The sequence below is a fragment of the Clostridium paridis genome (genome assembly GCF_016765615.1).
Taxonomy (GTDB): domain Bacteria; phylum Bacillota; class Clostridia; order Clostridiales; family Clostridiaceae; genus Clostridium_T; species Clostridium_T paridis.
Genome location: NZ_JAESWA010000004.1, coordinates 99,152 through 120,042 on the forward strand (window position 1 = coordinate 99,152; position 20,891 = coordinate 120,042).

General features: G+C 29.5%; 25 protein-coding genes. 8 read left to right on the plus strand and 17 right to left on the minus strand.

The window, feature by feature from the left end:
• Positions 1-40: 40 nt before the first annotated feature.
• The 3 genes from JK634_RS00960 to JK634_RS00970 all read right to left on the minus strand — a co-directional run bounded on the left by JK634_RS00960 (position 41) and on the right by JK634_RS00970 (position 1,847).
• Positions 41-841: an alpha/beta fold hydrolase gene (locus tag JK634_RS00960; RefSeq protein WP_202765765.1), complete on the minus strand. Its 801-nt coding sequence runs from the start codon at positions 839-841 to the stop codon at positions 41-43.
• Between the two features lie 150 nt (positions 842-991).
• Positions 992-1,258: a CD3324 family protein gene (locus JK634_RS00965; protein ID WP_202765766.1), complete on the minus strand. Its 267-nt coding sequence runs from the start codon at positions 1,256-1,258 to the stop codon at positions 992-994.
• Between the two features lie 247 nt (positions 1,259-1,505).
• The gene (locus JK634_RS00970) at positions 1,506-1,847 is read right to left on the minus strand and encodes a hypothetical protein (protein ID WP_202765767.1); all 342 of its coding nucleotides are present in this window, start codon (positions 1,845-1,847) and stop codon (positions 1,506-1,508) included.
• A gap of 195 nt (positions 1,848-2,042) precedes the next feature.
• Here JK634_RS00970 and JK634_RS00975 point away from each other — a divergent pair, with 195 nt between their 5' ends.
• Positions 2,043-2,654: a LysE/ArgO family amino acid transporter gene (locus tag JK634_RS00975; RefSeq protein ID WP_202765768.1), complete on the plus strand. Its 612-nt coding sequence runs from the start codon at positions 2,043-2,045 to the stop codon at positions 2,652-2,654.
• Positions 2,655-2,696: 42 nt separating this feature from the next.
• Here JK634_RS00975 and JK634_RS00980 read toward each other — a convergent pair whose 3' ends face one another.
• On the minus strand, positions 2,697-4,460 hold the full coding sequence (locus JK634_RS00980) for a sensor histidine kinase (protein WP_202765769.1): 1,764 nt from the start codon (positions 4,458-4,460) through the stop codon (positions 2,697-2,699).
• Positions 4,461-4,786: 326 nt separating this feature from the next.
• Positions 4,787-5,293 carry an Rrf2 family transcriptional regulator gene (locus JK634_RS00985; protein WP_202765770.1) on the minus strand — a complete coding sequence of 169 codons (507 nt, stop codon included), beginning with the start codon at positions 5,291-5,293 and terminating at the stop codon, positions 4,787-4,789.
• 212 nt (positions 5,294-5,505) lie between these two features.
• On the opposite strand from JK634_RS00985, the gene JK634_RS00990 reads away from it, so the two are divergent.
• On the plus strand, positions 5,506-5,880 hold the full coding sequence (locus JK634_RS00990; protein ID WP_202765771.1) for a pyridoxamine 5'-phosphate oxidase family protein: 375 nt from the start codon (positions 5,506-5,508) through the stop codon (positions 5,878-5,880).
• Positions 5,881-6,049: 169 nt separating this feature from the next.
• Positions 6,050-6,262 carry a helix-turn-helix domain-containing protein gene (locus JK634_RS00995; RefSeq protein WP_202765772.1) on the plus strand — a complete coding sequence of 71 codons (213 nt, stop codon included), beginning with the start codon at positions 6,050-6,052 and terminating at the stop codon, positions 6,260-6,262.
• A 51-nt stretch (positions 6,263-6,313) separates the two neighbouring features.
• On the opposite strand, the gene JK634_RS01000 is transcribed toward JK634_RS00995, so the two are convergent.
• On the minus strand, positions 6,314-6,691 hold the full coding sequence (locus JK634_RS01000; protein WP_202765773.1) for a nuclear transport factor 2 family protein: 378 nt from the start codon (positions 6,689-6,691) through the stop codon (positions 6,314-6,316).
• A 182-nt stretch (positions 6,692-6,873) separates the two neighbouring features.
• Between JK634_RS01000 and JK634_RS01005 the strand changes: the two genes are divergently transcribed.
• Positions 6,874-7,815 (plus strand): DMT family transporter, encoded by a 942-nt coding sequence (locus tag JK634_RS01005; RefSeq protein WP_202765774.1) that lies wholly within the window; start codon positions 6,874-6,876, stop codon positions 7,813-7,815.
• A gap of 104 nt (positions 7,816-7,919) precedes the next feature.
• On the opposite strand, the gene namA is transcribed toward JK634_RS01005, so the two are convergent.
• Entirely contained in the window at positions 7,920-8,933 is a 1,014-nt protein-coding gene (namA, locus tag JK634_RS01010; RefSeq protein ID WP_202765775.1) for an NADPH dehydrogenase NamA, read from the minus strand.
• A 144-nt stretch (positions 8,934-9,077) separates the two neighbouring features.
• On the opposite strand from namA, the gene JK634_RS01015 reads away from it, so the two are divergent.
• Complete coding sequence (locus tag JK634_RS01015; protein WP_202765776.1) at positions 9,078-9,410, plus strand: winged helix-turn-helix transcriptional regulator; 333 nt, start codon at positions 9,078-9,080, stop codon at positions 9,408-9,410.
• 100 nt (positions 9,411-9,510) lie between these two features.
• On the opposite strand, the gene JK634_RS01020 is transcribed toward JK634_RS01015, so the two are convergent.
• From JK634_RS01020 to JK634_RS01050, 7 genes are all read right to left on the minus strand, one after another.
• Positions 9,511-9,747 (minus strand): hypothetical protein, encoded by a 237-nt coding sequence (locus JK634_RS01020; RefSeq protein ID WP_202765777.1) that lies wholly within the window; start codon positions 9,745-9,747, stop codon positions 9,511-9,513.
• Between the two features lie 167 nt (positions 9,748-9,914).
• Positions 9,915-10,502 carry a GNAT family N-acetyltransferase gene (locus JK634_RS01025; protein WP_202765778.1) on the minus strand — a complete coding sequence of 196 codons (588 nt, stop codon included), beginning with the start codon at positions 10,500-10,502 and terminating at the stop codon, positions 9,915-9,917.
• A 24-nt stretch (positions 10,503-10,526) separates the two neighbouring features.
• Positions 10,527-11,420: a GNAT family N-acetyltransferase gene (locus JK634_RS01030; protein WP_202765779.1), complete on the minus strand. Its 894-nt coding sequence runs from the start codon at positions 11,418-11,420 to the stop codon at positions 10,527-10,529.
• 149 nt (positions 11,421-11,569) lie between these two features.
• The gene (locus JK634_RS01035; RefSeq protein ID WP_202765780.1) at positions 11,570-12,430 is read right to left on the minus strand and encodes a pentapeptide repeat-containing protein; all 861 of its coding nucleotides are present in this window, start codon (positions 12,428-12,430) and stop codon (positions 11,570-11,572) included.
• A 104-nt stretch (positions 12,431-12,534) separates the two neighbouring features.
• Positions 12,535-13,902, minus strand: coding sequence for an MATE family efflux transporter (locus JK634_RS01040; RefSeq protein WP_202765781.1), 1,368 nt, complete (start codon positions 13,900-13,902; stop codon positions 12,535-12,537).
• Positions 13,903-14,020: 118 nt separating this feature from the next.
• Complete coding sequence (locus JK634_RS01045; protein WP_202765782.1) at positions 14,021-14,452, minus strand: MarR family winged helix-turn-helix transcriptional regulator; 432 nt, start codon at positions 14,450-14,452, stop codon at positions 14,021-14,023.
• The gene (locus JK634_RS01050) at positions 14,428-14,685 is read right to left on the minus strand and encodes a hypothetical protein (protein ID WP_202765791.1); all 258 of its coding nucleotides are present in this window, start codon (positions 14,683-14,685) and stop codon (positions 14,428-14,430) included. The genes JK634_RS01045 and JK634_RS01050 overlap by 25 nt, the downstream gene beginning before the upstream one ends.
• Between JK634_RS01050 and JK634_RS01055 the strand changes: the two genes are divergently transcribed.
• Positions 14,594-15,040: a TVP38/TMEM64 family protein gene (locus JK634_RS01055; RefSeq protein ID WP_202765783.1), complete on the plus strand. Its 447-nt coding sequence runs from the start codon at positions 14,594-14,596 to the stop codon at positions 15,038-15,040. The genes JK634_RS01050 and JK634_RS01055 overlap by 92 nt on opposite strands.
• A gap of 49 nt (positions 15,041-15,089) precedes the next feature.
• Here the strand turns inward: JK634_RS01055 and JK634_RS01060 are convergent, their stop codons facing one another.
• Together JK634_RS01060 and JK634_RS01065 are read right to left on the minus strand one after the other, a co-directional pair.
• Positions 15,090-16,079 (minus strand): HD-GYP domain-containing protein, encoded by a 990-nt coding sequence (locus tag JK634_RS01060; RefSeq protein ID WP_202765784.1) that lies wholly within the window; start codon positions 16,077-16,079, stop codon positions 15,090-15,092.
• 136 nt (positions 16,080-16,215) lie between these two features.
• Positions 16,216-17,232 (minus strand): Gfo/Idh/MocA family oxidoreductase, encoded by a 1,017-nt coding sequence (locus tag JK634_RS01065; protein WP_202765785.1) that lies wholly within the window; start codon positions 17,230-17,232, stop codon positions 16,216-16,218.
• Positions 17,233-17,402: 170 nt separating this feature from the next.
• Between JK634_RS01065 and JK634_RS01070 the strand changes: the two genes are divergently transcribed.
• Together JK634_RS01070 and JK634_RS01075 are read left to right on the plus strand one after the other, a co-directional pair.
• Positions 17,403-18,215, plus strand: coding sequence for an alpha/beta fold hydrolase (locus JK634_RS01070; RefSeq protein WP_202765786.1), 813 nt, complete (start codon positions 17,403-17,405; stop codon positions 18,213-18,215).
• Between the two features lie 160 nt (positions 18,216-18,375).
• A complete protein-coding gene (locus tag JK634_RS01075; protein WP_202765787.1) occupies positions 18,376-19,068 on the plus strand; it encodes a hypothetical protein in 693 nt (230 codons plus the stop codon).
• 66 nt (positions 19,069-19,134) lie between these two features.
• On the opposite strand, the gene JK634_RS01080 is transcribed toward JK634_RS01075, so the two are convergent.
• Entirely contained in the window at positions 19,135-20,682 is a 1,548-nt protein-coding gene (locus JK634_RS01080) for a carbohydrate-binding protein (RefSeq protein ID WP_202765788.1), read from the minus strand.
• Positions 20,683-20,891 lie beyond the last annotated feature (209 nt).

Sequence of the window (20,891 nt, forward strand, 5' to 3'; positions counted from 1 at the left end):
ATGTTTGATTAATAATGCAAACATAACCTACTTATTACTCTTAAAGCCATTTTTTAACTAGTACATTGAAAAGTTCTTCTTGTTCTATTTGCAGGTTATGTCCTGCTTTATCTAAAACTGCAAATGTTGCCCTTGGGTAATTATCAAGGATGTTCCAGGCATCTTTATATCCTACGCAATCATCTTGTCTACCTAATAAAATAAGAGCTGGCTTATCAAATTTTTTATCTAGCTTATCAACCTCAAAGGTAAAACTATATCCAGTTTTTATAAACCTTTCTATAAATTCCTCATTTGCCAATTCTACACCACTTATAATTTCTTTCTTATATCTTTCATATATCCTTTCACTTTGAACAACTGTGCTATCATTGAAAGAACTAGCTTCTTCAGTAGTTAATTTAGATAAAACTTGCTCATCCTTAACTAAAACAATATGTTCTGAAACATTTCTATCGCTATACTTAGGTAATATTACTGGGCATATTAATAAAACCCTTTCAATTCTCTCAGGCATTTTATATACTAGTCCTCTTGTGATATACCCGCCGTAGGATTCACCTGCTACTAAGAAATTTTCATTAGGAATTATTTTATTAATGAACTCCATTACAATCTCTAGCATACTATCTGAATTAATTATCCACTCTGCACACTTGGATTTCCCCATACCAGGTAAATCCAAATATATTCTTTTATAATTTTCCTTCTCACTAAAAATAGGTTCCATACATCCAGTCATTATCCTATGATCTACACCATAACCATGTATCATAAGTATGGGTTTTCCCTCACCAATTATTTCATAATTTAAAGATAAATCTTTTACTACACACTCCATACAGCTACTCCTTTTATACATATTAATTTCTCAGTTAATTATAATATTCTTATACGTGAACATAATAGTTAATAAACATTTCTCTATTATTCTTTACTTAAGAAAAGCTACTACCTTTTAAGTCTATAAAATGTAGTAGCTTTGTGATATTTATTTTTTAGAATATATAATTTTCTTTATACTCTCAACAGATAGAAAAAATTCTTCAGATAGCTCTTTAATTTTATAGCCGCTTCTATACTTCATAAAAATTTCTTCATTTCTACATTGTATATAAGCTCTAGTACCTGAGTTTTCTCCCCATCTTTTTCTTTTCTCTGCTTCAGATGGTATATAAATATATCCACCTTGAACATATTTTTGGATTTCCTTAACTAAATCTACTGGTAAAATTGTTTCTGCCTTAATATATCTCACAAAGCTCAGCTCCTTAAATTTATAATTAAAATTTAAGAGGCAAAGCCTGTAAATAACTGACTATTATTATGCGACTAGTATTTAAATCTACGCTCTCTATGCAAATTGTCGCAATCTGTCATACCTACAGACTTTGCACAGAGCAATAATGTATTCTGTCTTTCTAAAAGTTGTGATCTCATATTCTCCCCCCCATTATCTTTTATAAATAACAACAAAAATTATAGTTGTATTCAATAAAATACTCTCATGATTTATAGGTTTTATATGCTTTATAATCTATATATCCTCGTTTTTTGCTTTCAATCATAAGCAATAAGTTTATAAAATGAAATGGTACTAATGCAACAATAAAGAATATATCATTAGGAGCAAAAATGCTTATTAATACCCCACAAGCTATAAATACTAGAGCGTTAAATATTGAAAAACTTAATTGTAATTTAAAATATTCAATTGGCTTTATAATCTTCATTTCATTTCGTTTTATATATCCCTTGAAGTAGTAATTAATCTTACTCTTATTTAATAATGAATATAATAAGTATATTAATCCTAAACCTATCAATATCATCCCGAGCCAATTCAATTTAACACACCCCTTCAGATTATTAAGCACTTACTAATCTTAAATTCCCTACTTACTAATTATAACATTCTATGCAATTAGTGTATACTAAAAAGGACTCCTGTGTTCTATTTATTAAAGAAATTGACTTAATCCACCCTCATTATTATAATATGAAAAGACATTTCAATTTATTGTTTTTAGGAGAATAACTACATGTTTAAATATTTGCTTCAAGGATTTTTATTTGGGATTGCCTATGTGGCACCTATTGGTACACAAAACTTATATGTAATTAATACTGCCACTATAAAAAGTAGGCTAGAGACCTATAAAGTTGCACTTATAACGATTTTCTTTGATATAACCTTAGCTATTTCTTGTTTCTTTGGAATTGGTTTTCTTATTGACAAGTTTTCAATATTAAAAGGATTGTTACTTTTATCTGGGTGTATACTTGTAGCTTATATTGGTATTGGATTAATACGTTCCTCGGTTCAAATTTCTGATGAGAAAAAAGTGGACAACTCTCTTTTTAAAATCATTTTATCTTGTTTTGCAGTTACTTGGTTAAATCCTCAAGCAATAATAGATGGGTCATTGCTTCTTGGTGGATTTCGTGCCTCTATGCCAATTGATATGTCTCAATACTTTATAATTGGAGTTTGTTTTGCTTCATTTATTTGGTTTAATGCTCTTGCAACTTTCGTAACAATATTTCGTAGCAAATTAACTAATATTATCAAATGGATTAATATAGGTTGTGGAACAATATTGATTATTTACGGTATAAAATTAGGATATTCCTTTATTCAACTATATCTTTAAATAGAAAAAGATTATTTATTAATATAAAAAAGAGGGATATAGTTAAATATCCCTCTCATCCATATTATATATATCTGAAAACTCAATTCTAATTCTTTCTACACAATTATCTATCATGCTATTAACTTGTTTGTTGCTTTCTTCTCTTGTAATATTGTCAGCTATCTTTATAGGAATCTTTATTATAAACTTTGTCCCAATCCCATACTTGCTTTCAACATCTATATCTCCGCCATGCATTTCAACTAAAGATTTTACAAGTGATAATCCAATCCCACTCCCCTCATGATTTCTTGCAAAGGACTTATCAACTTGTCTAAATCTATCAAATATTATATTCAGCTTTTGTGGAGGAATTCCAATCCCTGTATCCTCTACTGTTATAGTTATATATTCTTTTCCATCAAGTATATTTACAAATATATCTCCTCCTGCTGGTGTAAATTTTACAGCATTGGATAGAAGATTTAAAATTATCCTTTCAATTTTATCTAAATCACAAGCTATGATCTTTTCTTCTACATCGGTATCAAAAGTTAATGATATATTATTACTATTAATATATTCAGCCACTGACAGAGTGATTTCTTCAACTACATTTATAATATTGCAATTAACCATATTAAGTTCAAAATAGCCTGAATCTAATTTCGTAGAATCGATTAAGTTATTAATTAATCTTAAAAGTCTAAAACAGTTTTGCTTTTCAATCTTTAAGTTGTTTAGTACTTTTTCTCTATCTATCGGCTTGTCTTTATTTTGCATTTCCATTTCAACAATCTGTGTTACTCCAAAAATTATGTTTAACGGTGTTTTTAGCTCATGAGATATATTCCCAAAAAATTCTGTTCTTAAGTTCTCCAATTCATAGGCTTCCTTTTGTGACGCAAGTTCAGCTAACTTTCTATCTGTAATATCCCTAATTGTAGTTATTATATCTTCATTTTCATCAAACTTAATAACACTAGTGTTTAATTCTACCCAAAACTCATTTCCATCTTTAGTAGTAAAGATGCACTCGAAAACAATTGCGTCATTTTTTCTAGCTTTCTGAAATGATTGCATTAATTGAATTTTAGTTAGTATTGATTTTTCTGACATTAAATCATTTATATTCATATTAATAAGTTCAACATTTGAATACCCAAACATAGTTGTAGCTGTATGATTACAATCTATAATTTCCCCATAAAAATCATGAACAAAAATAGCATCGTTTACAGAATTATAAATTGTGTATAGATATTTTTGATTCTTAGCTAACTCTTTCTTAGAACCTTCATATACAAGTTGTCTAAGCCCACTTTCAGCTAAAGTATTTACAAGCCCTTGATAATATCCTATTATATCTTGTACTTTTTTCTTTGAATACCTAGGTACTCTATCAAGTGCTTCCATATAAGCTTCTACATCGAATCCAAATTGCAATGCTTGATTATAGAAGAAGTCTCTGTCAATTTCCTCATCATCATAAAAGAATTGACCCATGAAAATTGTAGCTAGATGTTCTCCTGCAATTATAATAGGAACTCCTATGTCCCACATATTATTTAAGCACTTATACTCAATATATTTTCCTTTTACAAGGTTTTCATTAATACTCTTATCACTTAAAGTGCAGCGATCATTTGTTTCTTGATGCCCTCTATGAAATTTTGTGCAAATATCTTGCCATCCAATTTTAACATAAATAGTTCCATCAACATCAATAATTCCTACAGGAATCCCTGAAATGGCATAGAGGCTTTCAGCCATTTTTTCTAATGCTCTTACATTTACTAATTCCGAAAAATTTAATTTTCCCATAAAAAACTCCTTATGCATATATAATGCATTAAAGAATTTACACGTCACAGTCCAACTCTTAGACGTTTCAACCAAGAGTTGGACAATGAAATGTAATATGATTTTTGCATTATATGTAGTATCTTTTAATTAAACAAATTTATCTCCGAATATTAATAAAACTAACATATTGAAAATACTGTATTTTACAGTATTATATCATGTAAATAATGTTTAAAGAAGTATATTTTGGATTATATAGAAATATATTGTCGGATTTTATAGTATTTTAAAATTTCTCCTTTAAAAGCAAAAGGTAACTCAAAATAAAATGAGTTACCTTTTATCTATTTTCTTGATTCTGGATTATTAAACCATTCTATCGTTGCTTTACCCTGGTCCTCTGGAATGATACTAAAAACATGATCATGTAACCACCCAATTGTTTTTCCTTTTAAATATTGTCTCATTTGTTCTTCTGCTTCAAGCATAACAACCTTTATAGTACATGGACATTTTGTAACTACATCTGGCATATTATTCTTATCAATCAATATACCATTTTGCCTTATTTCTGCACATTGAAACATATGTGATGTTCCCTCTACTGCTTCTACAACATCCCAAAATGTAATTTCTTCTGCCTTACGTGCAAGTTCATATCCTCCATTTACCCCAGGAATAGATCTTACAATTCCAGCTTTTCTTAACTTTGTATATACCTTTGATAAGTATGTTTCTGAAACCCCTTGAAAGGTCGCTAAATCTTTAATTCCAACCGATTTACCTGATGGAATGTCAACCATATATAATAAGCAATGTAATGCATACTCTACCCCAATTGAAAATTGCAATAAAATCACCATCCTAATAAAAATATAATCTTCCCACATAATACTTCATAAACTTTTATTAGTCAATATTTATCATGGATAATACTTATCTGTAATATATATTGACTTTTTTAAAATATCCGCATATAATAATTATAGACAACACTTATCTATAATATATCTATTGTCTGTTTTCTATGTGTTGTTCAATATATTTTTAGGAGGATTTATAAATGCTATCAGAAAAATTTTATGACGTATTAAAACATGAAGGTGTGGTTTCAATAGTATCATGGGGGACAGATGAACCACATATTGTTAACACTTGGAACTCATTTATAGTTGTTACAGATGATGAAAGGCTTTTAATTCCTGCAGCTGGAATGCGTAAAACTGAAAAAAATATCAATGAAAATAGCAAAGTAAAATTAGCACTAGGTACTAAAGAAGTTTTAGGTTATAAAGATTACCAAGGTACCGGATTTGTAATTGATGGAACTGCAAAATATCTTGAGTCAGGTTCTGACTTTGATATGATGAAAGAAAAGTTTCCATTCTTAAGTAGAGTTTTAGAAATAACAGTTAGTTCAGCTGTTCAAAAAATCTAGAATAGTAATAAAATTTAACGAGAAAGACCCCCATATACAGCCCTTGAGATATAGAGTCTTCCATATATATCTCGAGGGCTTATATTTTACCTCTCATTTTTTTCTTTACTCTGAATATACATAATATATAAAAAGTGACTGATATATTATAAAAGGAGTTGTTTCATTTATGGATAAATTAAGTGCACTATTGAATGAACTTAGAGAAAAGAAAAATCTATCTTTTACCGATTTAGAAGAATTAACTGGCATATCTGCATCTTATCTATGGATTTTAGAGACAAAAGCTAACAAAATTCCTTCCCAAAGAATTTTGAATACTTTAGCTGATTTTTATAATGTTAATTACGATGTTTTTATTAATGCAATAAAGAAACGATAATAAAAAACTAAGAGATATTATATCTCTTAGTTTTTTATTACATATTCTATGTTAATATCTTTCAGCTAACGCTTTTTCTACTCTCCATTTAGGAGGCTCATCATTTTCACTGTAATATTCTGTTATTTCTTCTATAAGATCATCTTTCAATTTGAAAAATGACGTTACGTATAGTCCTAGAGTGTTTTCATTAGTAAATATTCTAGCTACTGTAATTATAGTTTCTCCGCATTCGTATATTTTTTCTATATCCACGTACCATCTGCCAGGATATTTTTTGTTAAATTCTATATATTTATTTTTACCTTTAAAAACTTCTTTTGTGTTAGGCAACCATATATATGCATTATCATGCAATAGTTTACTAAGACCATCAAAATCCGCATTGTTTATGCACTCCCAAAATAATCTAATTACTCTTTCTCCCATAATAAATTCTCCTTAATATTAAATTTTTATTCCTTTACCCAGCATAAATAAATACACCTAACTCACATTTTATCATTTTTTCTTTCCCTTGGGAATATTACCCAATATCGTACAATTGCTATAAAGTTAAAATAGTAATAAAATAAGTAGAGATTCTTTATAGAAAAGTTTTTAGTTTAGTAATGACGAAAGTGAGTGAAAACATAGTGAAATTTCTGCCGAGAACAAAGGGAATTATTCTTGTAATTATAGGTTCAATGCTATGGGGAGTATCTGGTACAGTTGCGCAATATTTATTTCAACAAAAAGGATTTACTCCCGAATGGCTCGTTGTAATTCGTTTATTAGTTACAGGATTAATTTTATTATTATATGCTCTCCTAAAAGGTACTGATGATATATGGAAGGTTTGGAAAACTAAACATACAGCATTAAACCTTCTACTTTTTAGTATTTTGGGTATGGTAGCTGTCCAGTATACTTATTTTGCAGCTATAAAACACGGAAATGCAGCAACTGCTACTATACTTCAATACCTATCTCCAGTAGTAATTGCCTGCTATTTAGCAATAAGAAGTAGAAAGTTGCCAAGCCTCCATGAAATCATAGCTATTTCCTTAGCAATGTTAGGTACATTTCTTATAATTACAAAAGGAGATATTCATAACATTTCAATTTCTAAATTAGCATTGTTTTGGGGAATTCTATCTGCCTTTGCAGCTGCATTTTATACATTACAACCTCGACCTTTAATTGCAAAATATAGTTCTACTGTAATTGTAGGATGGGGAATGCTAATTGGTGGAATTGCCTTTAGTTTTGTTAAACAACCATGGGATACTTCAGGTACATTGTCCGTTAATTCTATATTAGCTATTATATTTGTAGTTTTATTTGGAACTCTAATTGCTTTTTATTGTTATATGGAAAGCTTAAAATATATAGACCCTACTGAAGCAAGCATATTGTCTTCTGTTGAGCCTCTATCAGCTGCACTTTTATCTGTAGTTTGGTTACATGTTTCTTTAGGAATTATAGAGTGGTTAGGTATCATTTGCATTATTATCACTATAATGATTCTTTCATATGTAAAAAACAAATCTAGTAATAACATTAGTTCATAGTAAACCTTTCTTGAGAAATTCATACAATTGATATATTGACTTAGGGAAAGCTTAAAAATAGCTTTCCCCCAAAATACTTATGAAGTAAGTTAAGCATATTTTGCTTAAAATGCACCTTTATATTGCTCTGGATAATCTACCTTTATATTCCTACTCTTAGCTTCATTTAATACAAAATACGGATTTCTTAAAAGCTCCCTTCCTATCGCAACTAAATCTGCTCTATTATTTGATATTATTTCCTCTGCCATTTTCACATCTGTAATTAATCCAACGGCTATTGTTGGAATATTACATCTGTCCTTAATCTCACTTGAAAAATTCACTTGATATCCTGGATAAACTTCAATTTCTGCTGGAATTAGTCCTCCAGTACTAACATGCACTATGTCAATATATTCCTTAACATCATTGATAATCTCAACCATAGCGTTTAAGTCTAATCCTCCCTCTTTATAATCATAGGAAGATACTCTAAGAAAAATTGCTTTTTCTTTTGGCCAAACTTCTGCTACTGCTTCTAGTATTTCTTTTAAAAATTTAGTTCTGTTTTTTATACTTCCACCGTACTCATCTATTCTTAAGTTTGATAATGGAGATAAGAATTGATGGATTAAGTATCCATGTGCTCCATGAATTTCTATCGCATCAAATCCAGCTTTATCAGCTCTTATAGCTGCTTCTTTAAAGCTTAATATTATTTCTTGAATTTCATCTTTAGTTAACTCTTTCGGCAATATGCTCTCTTTATCAAATTTAATCGCACTTGGTGCTACCGCTTCACCTGAAACTCCAGTATATTTTCTTCCTCCATGATTTAGTTGTATTGCAATCTTAGAACCATGTTTTTTAACACCATTCACAAGTTTTTTCAGATTCTCTATATGCTCATCACTCCAAATTCCTAAATCTTTATCTGTAGTTCGTCCATTTTTAACTACTCCTGTAGATTCAAGTATTATAAGTCCTACTCCTCCAATTGCTCTTGTTACATAATGATTATAGTGAAATTCACCTGCTTTACCTGTCTCATCTGATGAATACATGCACATTGGAGGCATAACAACTCTGTTCTTTAATTCCATATTTTTTAAAGTTAATTTTTTAAATGTGTTCATAATTTTAATCTCCTTTTTATTTAAGTTTCTTGATTAATATCATTATATTTTGTATACTATATTTTGAAAAGTAGTGATATTTTTTTCATATTATTTCAAAAAAGTAAGCAATGGATAAATCAAGGCTTGAAAGGAGTTTTATTTATGTCTGAAATTAAACTTGAACGTGGAAACCCTTCTGAGAAATGTCCTATAGAAGCGGCAATAGATATTATAGGTAGTAAGTGGACCTTTCTAATAATAAGAGATTTATTAATGGATGGAACTATACGATTTGGTGATTTATTGCGTTCTTTAGACGGAATTAGTCCTAAGACCCTATCACTAAGACTTAGAGAACTTGAGAAATTTGGATTAGTTAATAGAATAGTTTATCCAGAGGTGCCTCCAAAGGTTGAATACAAATTAACAGAAAAGGGAAAAAACTTGGAATCTGTATTCATAGAATTAAAGAGGTGGGGACTTACAATTTTATAATAAACATTAAGACCAATAATCAATGAGAATTAAGGATATTTTCAAATGTAAAAATGCTATGTAGATAACTCCTCATAGCATTTTTATATCCCTTCAGTTTTTATTTTGTATTATATTTATTTATTGCTTTTTTTCTTAATTTAACACCAAGTGTTTCACTTACAAATCTATCTATGATATCTTCTTTAGTAGTTTTTCCTGGAATAAGATCTATATTGTATCGCTTGCATAACTTACTTAAGTCTGCCTTATTTATATCACTAGTTTTTATGAAGGCAATTGCACTTTTCACACTAGGCATAACCATTATACGTTTATATATTTCATCATTTGTCATATATTATATTTAATGAACCACTGTATACTTCTATACAGTTCCACTAAATTTTCACCGCCTTTTCGTATATAGTAATGTTTTTATTTACTTTTATCATCGTTATAGCTTATCATATGTGATCTTTATCTGCAAGTGTTGAATGATGTTATATATCTCATTATATCTTTTTACTCGTATATTAATAAATCTCCGGAATGCTCATATTTTTCTCTAAAATCTTCTTCAAGCATACTCATGGTAATTACATCATAGTATTTATGATTAAAAAAGCAACCATCTCTCCTTATACCTTCTCGTACAAATCCGATTTTTTCGTAAACATGTATTGCTCTTTCATTATAAGGAAACGCTTCTAACTCTATACGATGAAGGTTTAGCATGCCAAATCCATAATTTAATGCCAAAAGCATAGCTTCACTACCATACCCTTTGTTAAAATCTTCTTTTTTATTAATTAAAATTCTAAAATTTGTGCTTCTATTACCCATGTCCATCTCATTTATAACAACTTCTCCAACTATTATATCTGACTCCTTTAAGCATATTAAGAAGTCAATTCTATTTCTATCATTCACAATGCCTTCTAAAAATCTTTCAATATTAGCTTTACTAAATTGTAGCGTAGAACCTGTAAATATCATTGATTCTATACTACTATCTTTGAAGCTATCCCAGTATTCTTCAATATATTCTGGATCTAATTTTTTTAAATAAATTAAATCTCCTTTTAATTCTAGAAAATTTCTAGTATTCATTATTAGTTCTCCTTAAACGATTTTCTATAGGTAATATTCATAACAAGCAACTGCTTCAACTTCCTTAAAGCCTTCGTTGATATATAATTTCTTTGCTCTTTCATTGTCTGCATTTACACAAAGCACTGTCCCCTCAAAATTCTTTTCTTTTGCAAGCTTCATTGCAGTTCTAAGTAGTATTCTTCCAAGTCCTCTTCCTTGATATTCTGGAATCAAAGCAAGTGGTCCTATATCCATAACTGATACCCCTTCATATATATCATTACCGCCTCTAACTACTCCAACAGGTCTATCTTTGTGATATAGTATCATTAGTCCCCCATCTAAATAACTATTACCTGAAGTCATTTCTTTAACCATTTCTGGAGACATAGGTGTTTCACTACCTTTAAGCTTTGCGAAGCCGCTATTTCTAACCTCGCACCAAGTTTCTTCATCTTTTCCTATTCTAAATTGTCTAATCTCATAGTCTTCTGGTAATATAAAATCAGGGACTTCCATTTCTTTTCTTACTAGAAAATATGAATATCTCTGTATAGTGAACTTTAACTCTTCCATAACTCCTATGAGTTTTTCATTTATTATAGGTACAAAGACAAATATTTTCTCTAGTGTCTTTGCCTGCTTTACAACAGCTTCCATTAACATTTTATAGCATTCTATATCATCGATTTCTGAATGGAATATTCTAAAAGCTGCTCTCTTTCCTTTTCTATAATAACTAGTAATTACTAAAGATGCTGTTGCTACTATATTATTTTCTTCATTTGTAATTATAAAAGTTGGGTTATCTTCATTAGGTTTAAATTCCTTCAAATCTTCATCATATAAGAAAGATTCATCTACTTCATTTTTATGTTTCTTACAATATTCAATAAATTCATCTATTCTCTCATTACTCAAGTATTCTACTTTCATATACTTTCACCATCCGATACATTAATACTTTATCTTATTTTAGTATTGAAATAAGTACCCTTACAATATAAAAAATGTTTCTATATTATTTTTTACACATAATAAAAGGACATTCCACCTAAAAATAAGTAAAATGTCCTAAACATCTTCTACCAATGAGAAGGTTTATTAAGTGATTTAGGAAGTCTGGTACTACTATTCCCTTTAGCTGCATTTATCTGCCCTTGAGTAAGAAAAATACTTTTTGATAAATCAGCATCGCTAAAATCAGTATCTCTTAAATCAGCTCCAATTAAATCTGCTCCACTTAAATCTACTCCTCTGAGATTTGCAGCTATAAGAAAAGCACCGCTTAAATTTTCTCCACGCAAATCCTTTTTTCTTAGATCTTTACCAATAAGATCTAAGCCTCCGCCAAAAATTTTCTTACCTTTTAAAGGAATTTTTTTCACAGAATAGAATTTATTTCTAACTAGTTCACTTACCTTCTTAAGTAAATTATTCACATCAACTCTATACATAATTAAATCTAGCTTTAGAAGTGCATCCGGCTTTAATAAAGTAAGCTCTTCAGTCTTAACTAACATTGACTTTAACTCAAGCTTAAGACTTATAGATATATCTTTGGATGATGCTTCTGTTAAATACCAAAGCATTTCATGTATTTGTCTCATAATCAAAAAGCACTCATACATTTCTTTAGACGATTCAGGATTCTTTCTCCAATCATTTCCATCATAAGTAATTTGAGCAACCTTTTGACCAGACCCAAAGCAATCATATGCCATACATCCCTTTAATCCTTTTTTCTTAAGATCATTATGAACTTTGCAGCGAAAATCTGACTGCAAGTTTATACAGGGTTTTCCCGCATCCTTATTTTCAGGAAACCCTTCTGAAGATGAAAAGTATAAAGCAACGCAGCAAAAACCAAAACATTTTTCACAATCAGCCCTAAGATTTTCATTATTCACAACTTCAATTTTTATATTCTCATTATTATTCTTCATTTTAATTACCTCTACTACAATCCATACAAATAACTATAGTATATCACAAAAAATTAGAATCCTCATAATTTGAGGATTCACTTTAAAATAATAAATATTTCTCCTTATTCTTGAACCACTAAATTAAAATCAGCTTCTTGATCCTTTTTATAAAAATATAACAATATCCCTAATAAAAATGTAATAAACTCTGCAATGGTCATTGAAAAAATTATTCCGTGAAGTCCTAATAAAGAGTTAGCAATTATAATTGTTGGAATAAATAATGTTCCTTGCGAAATAGACATAACAAGTGCCTTTTTAGCTTTTCCTGTTGCTTGAAAATAGCTAGTAATTAACCCAGTAAACCCATTAAATAAAGTTGATATAAGCATCACGCTTAAAATATATATTCCAATACCTACTAGGCTTTTATCAGATGCAAATAATGAAAAAACATCTTTTCTAAAAATATAAACTGCTGATGAGAAAACACCTACAATTAATGCAATTGCAATAGCAGTTTGTTTCATTGCACTTTCTAAACGCTCTTTATTTTTAGCTCCATATGAATATCCTATTAGTGGTGTAATCCCCATAAATAATCCCATGCATAAAAACTCAGGGAGTTGAACTATACGAAGAGAAACTCCAAATGCAGCAATTACGTTATCACCATATTGTACTGCAAAATTATTTAGTAATAGTGAAGTAACTATTAAAAAACTTGTCATTAAAAAATCTGAAATTCCAATACTAAAAACTTCTTTCATGATTTTTTTATCAAATGAGAAATATTTAAAAGATAAATCTATGTTTGGACTCTTTGTTTGAAGGTACCAAATATAATAAATTAATGAACATAAATTTGATATTGCAAAAGCTAATGCAGCTCCAATAACATTAAGATTAAGAACTAAAATTAGAAGCACATCAAATATTAAATTAGCTATAGTCCCTATGATTATACCATTCATAGACTCCTTAGCAGCTCCCTCTCCTCTAACTATTTGTTCAAGAGTAAAATTAGCTACTAGAAAAGGTGTTGCTAGAAAAAGAAACGATATATAATTTTTTGTTGCACTAAATGCTTTTACATCAGCACCAACAAAGCTTGTTATTTGATTTATAAATATCATACATAAAAGCGCCACTGCTACCCCAAATATCATACTTCCATAGAGTACAAAAGCAGATACATTTTTAATTTTTTCAGTTTCCTTGGCTCCAAATAATCTTGAAATATATGTGCCTCCACCTACTCCCCAAATGCTTCCTAATGCCATTAATAAAGTCATTATTGGTAGTCCAAAAGTTATAGCTGATAGCATAATTGAATCATGTGTTAACCCTATAAAAAATGCATTTATAATATTATAAATTGCTCCTATAGACATTCCTAGCATCATAGGTATTGATAGGTGCATTATAGCTTTACTCATTGGTGCTTTTTCTAAATAAAATTGATCTGATTTTTCATTAATATTTTCCATAATAAAATACCTCCCGTTGAATTGTTTGATTATTAACTATTAGAATTCTAACTATCAGAGTACTCTTTAGTAATATAAATATTTTGCAAAAGCAATGTATTTATATTACCTTTAATAATTACAGATTCTCATTAATCTTAGTAAGTAATCTCATTAATGTTTCAGCTTCCTCTTCAGAAAGACATTCTGTAACTTCTCCTTCTATTTCCTGAAATCTTTTATTAAAGGTTTCGATTAACTCTTTTCCTTTTGGCATAACATATAATCGTTTTTCTCTCTCATTGTCTTTAGGAATTCTTCTTTCAATGTACCCTTTCTTTTCAAGCCCCTGAAGTATACTAGTTATACTCGCACCTTTCTTATGAAAGAAATCTGCTAAGTCTCTTTGAATAATTCCTTCATGCTCATTAATAAAACCAATTGTTCTTCCTTGCTCTCCATTTAACCCTAATTCTGAAATACTACTATCTGTTTTATTTTTTAGTTTAATACTAATTACCCTAAAAAGGTATGAAATTGGCGCTGCTAGCTCTCTCTTCTTATCTGCCATAACTCTATATCTCCTAATAAAAAATAATAACTTAATCTTATATAAGATAAAATCATTATAATACTTAGAATTCTAACTGTCAACAATCTAATTATTTTATCCTCTGTAAGAATATTAGCTTTAATTCCAAGTACAGTATTTATGATATTAGGCGGTGTAATTTTCAATCCTTGGGAAGGCTTCATACTTACACTTATATCAATTATATTAAGCGAAACTGCTATATACTTCATTTCAAAGATATTTCTTGGATCATCTTTGCAATGCTATCTTATAAAAAAATACCCAAAACTTTATAAACTGCTATTAAAAAGTAATGTCAAGATACTCTCAATAGGTATTTTATGTCCAATTGCTCCTTCAGATATAGCATGCTTTTTAGCAAGCTCTACTGGATTAAGTTATAGAAATTTTATTATTACTATAATAATTTCTAATATGCCAATGATGTTACTCTACAGTTTTCTTGGAAATAGTGTTCTGTCTTCAGTATGGTATAGCTTATTTATTATATTAATCATTATCATTATTTGTTGCTACTCCACTTATTTATGGAAAAAGGCTCAAAAACAACATCAATTAGCATAACTTATGAGAGGGTTGATTTTCCATTTAGAAAATCAACCCTCTCATTCAATTATTCCATTATTACTTCTTCTATGAAAAGCGTTAAGTTATCTGGTTGAACCAAATTACAGAACTCATATCCTTTTTCACTTTTTACTGCTAAAATAGGTCTTGCAGTTGATCCCTTATTTTGCATAACAACTACACCTTCTTGTCCATTATTAAGTTTTACTTGTAATCCATTCGGATAGCAGTAAACTGATTGAAGAAAATATTTATAAATTTCCTTATCATATTTATTCACTGCATCAGTGGTGATTTTTTCAATTGCAACATGCGGAAGCATTGGATTTTCTCCTTTAATATCTTTTATATAATCATTACATATACCTAAGATCTTTGCATATTCATGTACATTATCACCAGTAGCACCAAAAAGTCCTGATTTATCTTCTCTTTCATACATGTAGAATACTGCCATATATGTTGTTACAGGAATTGACGGATTTCTTTTTAATATTTCTTTACCTTTTCTTACGTGGTTTTGCCCTTCTACAAATAACTTCCCAATATCATGTAATATTGCTGCTACTCCTAGATTTAACAACTTTCTTTCATCATACCTTTTACTAACGCCTACCATCAAAGATAAAAGCGTAACATCCAGTGAATGTAATATTAATTTTACGGTCTCATCCTTTGGTGCTAAATTACTAATCATCGTTGCATTTTCTGATAGACTTATATTATCCATAATATCAGTGACAATTTCCGACACCTTATTATGATTTACTTGCTCTTTCTTTTTTACTTCTTCAAATACTTCTGCTAACCTAGCTATTACATCAAGTTTTATAGGAGTAGGCAATATTTCTTGCAGTGAAATTTCATCATTTCCATCTTCAATATACACAGTAATAATGCCCATTTTCTTAAGCTTTGATATAGCACTTCTGGTTAGTTTATTTCCTTTATTTAAAAACATTACTCCATATTCGGTGTAAATTGGATTTGCTAAAACCTCGCCAACTAATCTATCTGTTGTTAGAACTAACTTCATTTTTTTCTCCCCTCAAGTCAATGTATATATCTATAAATAACATAACATATTATGATATTTTTTTAAATATTTAAATTAAATTTGTTTTTTTATTAAACTAAAAAGTACTTAGTGAAAAAACACTAAGTACTTTATTCTACTTTAAATTTTTTACTCCTGTTTCTAGTATTTCCATTAATAATACTGTCTGCTCATCAGCTATTGTTTTACTCTTGCCATTTATAATTGCTTCATATAGGTCATCATACACTCTTCCATAATCACCATTAACAGATTTTACTTTTTCTTCATGAATTATGCCTTCTTCATCTATATAAGTCAATGTACCATAATGCTTTATGGTATCAACACCAAAATCAGCATTCTCAGGCATATAAAATAACTTTAAATGTTCTTCTTGACGATCTTTTGTCTCTTTTACAAAACACCCTTTTTTGCCATAAACAACAAAGCTTGGCCTTTCTTTAACTCTAAAATAACTAGATTTTACGGATACCTTAAAGGTTCCGTAATATAAGTCTAAATCAAAATAATCATTCATTCTCCCTGAACCTAATAGCTGTCTTACATCATAGTGAATATTATCTGGTTTTCCAAGATAACTAATTACTTGATCTAAAGTATGACAACCATGTCCATACAAGTACGATCCTGTAGGATTAAAGTTAGTTATTCCTTCTGGAATTTCTGGGCGAAAATAGTCATAATGCATTTCTAATTCAAGTAATTCTCCTAGCTTTCCTTCTTCAATCACCTTTTGAACTGTTAAAAAGTCGCTATCAAAGCGCCTGTTTTGATAAGCTTGAACAATCAATCCATTCTCCTTTGCAAGAGAAAAAATTTCTTTAGCTTGTTCAGATGTTTCCATAAATGGCTTTTCAACTAAACAATGTTTATTATGTTCTAACACTAGTTTTGCATAATCATAGTGACTATCATGATTGGTGCAAACTACAACTAATTGTATTTCCTTATCATTCAGTAGTTCATTCAAATCAGAGATATAATTTACCCCATCAATTCTACTCCAGCTTTCATGCTTAGGATTTCTTTGAAATATAGTTTTCACTTTAATATTTTTTTTTTGTAGTACAAATGGAAGGTGATATCTATTAGTACTTTTTCCATTTCCAATATACCCTATAGTAAGCATAAGTTCCCCCTTAAATTCTTATATTAAAATATATTTTCACCATAAATAATGGAATTAATTACTTACAATTAATTATATACTATTTATAAATTATACAATAGCATACAAGCACATTTTTATTTTTAAAGAATAAAATATCCCGATGATTATTAATTTATAGGAGTTTGTACATGGGATATTATGTGAAGGTAGAACCTGATGTAAAAATTTACGTTGAGGATATTAATCCCAAAGGGAATAAGACTATACTCTTCATACATGGATGGCCAGGAAGCCATAAATTATTTGAATATCAATTTGATATGCTTCCCCAGATGGGATATAGGTGTATAGGAATTGATACAAGAGGCTTTGGAAACTCAGACAAACCTTTCCATGGTTATGATTATGCAAGGTTGTCAGACGATGTTAGATGTGTAATAGATGCACTTGAATTAGAGGATATTATATTAGCTGGTCACTCAACTGGTGGTTCTATAGCAGTTAAATATATGGGAAGACATAAAGGTCACGGTGTATCAAAATTAGCACTTTTTGCTGCAGCAGCTCCAAGCCTAATTAAACGGGAGGATTTTCCCTATGGCCTTGATAAAGAAACTGTCTTACAACTTATTGAAGGAACATATACAGATCGTCCAAAAATGCTTAAAGGTTTTGGAGACATGTTTTTCTTCCAACATACAAGTGAAGCTTTTTCAGATTGGTTCTTCCAATTAGGATTACAAGCTGCTGGATGGTCCACTGCTGCAATTTCAAAGACTTGGATAAAAGACGTATTATTTTCAGAACTTGAAGCTATAGATGTTCCAACATTAATAATCCATGGAATACATGATCAAGTTGTTCCTTTTGAATTAGGTGAAGTACAGAATAAGACTATTAAAGATTCAAAACTTATACCTTTTGAATTTAGTGGACACGCAACTTTCTATGATGAACGTGAAAGATTTAATAAGGAATTAGCTAAATTCATAGAAGAATAATTTCACTAAACAAAGAAGTACTTAGTCTTTATAAATTAAGTACTTCTTTTCACTTTCTAGATCCTTTACAACTATCAATAAGCTTGTAAATTTCATTTTACCTCTCCTAGTATTTACCATATAATTATTATAGTAATATTATTTCAAGGAGTAAATTAAAATGGATGATGATTTTGATTACGAAAAGGAGTACAAGCTTATAATAAGTGACATAGATAGAATTGATGAGATTTTAGAAAATCAAAGAAAAGAAAAACAAACTTTAAAATACAATAAAATTTATAACTACACAATGTCCTTCTTATGGATATTTTCAATGGTTATAGCTTATATATATATAATAATATTAAAAAGATATTATAGCTTTGAAGTTTATCCTGAACCTCCATATTTTACTGGACCACCCATTGGGAATTCCTCACTTTTTGAAACATATAAAAAATATTTTCAGCCATACTTCGGAATATTACAATACGCAGTATTTTCAATTAAAAGAATTATTCCTTCAAAGGTTATAAGTGTTATACTCTCCTCTTGTGTTGGATTTATTCTAATTCTCCCAGCTAAAATAGTTTTGACTAACTGGTTACAGCATTTTTATGATGTTCCCAGCCTATACTGGCTATTTATAATATATTGTATATCTATATTGTTATATTTTTCATTTGGAATTTTTACTATATTTAATAAAAAAATGTATTCATATATGGAGAATGTATCTTTTATAAATTGGTTACTACCTTGTTTAAGCAATCAACTAGATAATAAAGGCAATAGAAAAATAACTAATACTACTTATGTTATCGTATTAGTACCTTTTTTAGTTTTATTTCTTTTAAGTAATTTTCTTTGATAACTCGATTCTTTTAAATAAAGAAGAATCCTAAGCAAATAAGGATTCTTCTTTATCTTTATATCATTATTGTTTTTGCCATAAAGCTGCTACTTTATCAGGTTCCCAGCCAACTAAAGATGTATGGGATTGAAGACATTTATAAGTAGCACCGTAATAAGTTACTATATCTCCTGCAGTGTATGCATGATTAGGAGCCCATTCTGTACTAGGTACTGAGTCTGACACAGTAACTGTAACTATATTTGAAACCACGGTTTTACTTCCATCACTTAATTCAGTTTTGTAATTATATATCCCTAATGCTTTTGATGTAATATTATAATTAATTGTTTGTGCTTGAGTTCCGGGTGTTAAGTTGCCGGAAGCTACTACAGCTGTTCCCTCATATATCTTATATGAAGTTGCTGTATTATAAGCTGGAATTAATGCAGATACTGTGTAATTTCTATTTGTAACTGAAGAAGCACTTACTACTGCTGGACTGAGAGTATTTGTAGGTGGAGTTAATTTATTAATATAACTTCTAAAATAGTTTGACCAATCATTGTTAGTATACTTATCCCAATTGATTGACCAAGTCATAAGACCTCTTAGATTAGGGTATTTATTATTAATCTTATAACTTCCAACTGTTCCACTATAGATTAATCCATCCAATGCCTTTTGAAGTTCAGCATTTGAAACATAACCACCACCAGCGCTATTACAGCTCGGAACCCCAATAACTACTTGATCTTGTCTTAGTGCTGGGAAGAAATAATTTGAATCGTTATTTACTGTAAATCCAGTTAAAAGCATGTCTGCTAAAGAAGCATAGAATTCTGCATTTCCCATTGATTGAGACTTACCGTTTATGTCATTAATCGGTCCAGAATTATAATATTGAACTTGAAGCCAAGTTAATGAATCTCTTAATCCATATATTACTGGTAAGAATGCCCCTGCTCTATTATCGACATATTGATTTAATCCACCATAATAGGTATGTCCTAATTGAACAAAGAAGGTTTCTGGAGCCATTGTTAACATAAAGTTCTCTCCGTATTTAGCTTTTAGCTTCTTCAACGCACTTATAGTATTAACTATAACAGGAGTTGTTGGATTTTTAAAATCTTTATCGCCATAATCTAAATGTAAAGAATGTCCTTCAAAATCTACATCTAAACCATCTAATCCATATTTGTCAATTATAGTGCTTACTGAATTATAGAAGGTATCAACTGCAGCAGTTGTAGTTAATTGAACTTCACCATTTTGTCCACCAATTGATAGCAAAACTTTCTTTCCTTTACTTTGAAGATATTGAACATCACTTTTAAATTCAGCCTCTGTAGCATTATATGGTGTAAATCTAATATCTCCTGAAGTAACAGATGTTGGTTCTCCAAAGGAAATATTAACAACATCAAAGTTATTAGATACATCCCTAAGCTTTAAATCTCCTGAACCATTATTGAAGTTATGCCAGTATCCTACTATTACATGACTTGGAGGCTTATTTGTAGTAATTGCTGATGCCTTTGTTGCACCATTTAATGATACTCCAGTAACCATAACTCCCGTAATTACAATGGTTGAAATCACCTTTTTTAAAAACTTTTTCTTAAACAATGCACTTCTCTCCTTTTAATTTTTGTATATTTTATTGGAGAGTATTCTGATATATACCGAATTTTTTAATAATAAAAGCCTAAATAAATAAATAAAATGTACCCTATAGAATAGACAATTAAAAAAAGCCTATTCTATGGGGTACTTTTATGTATAATAGAATAAATATCATTAGGAGAGATGAACTATATGAGCAAAAAAATATTTAC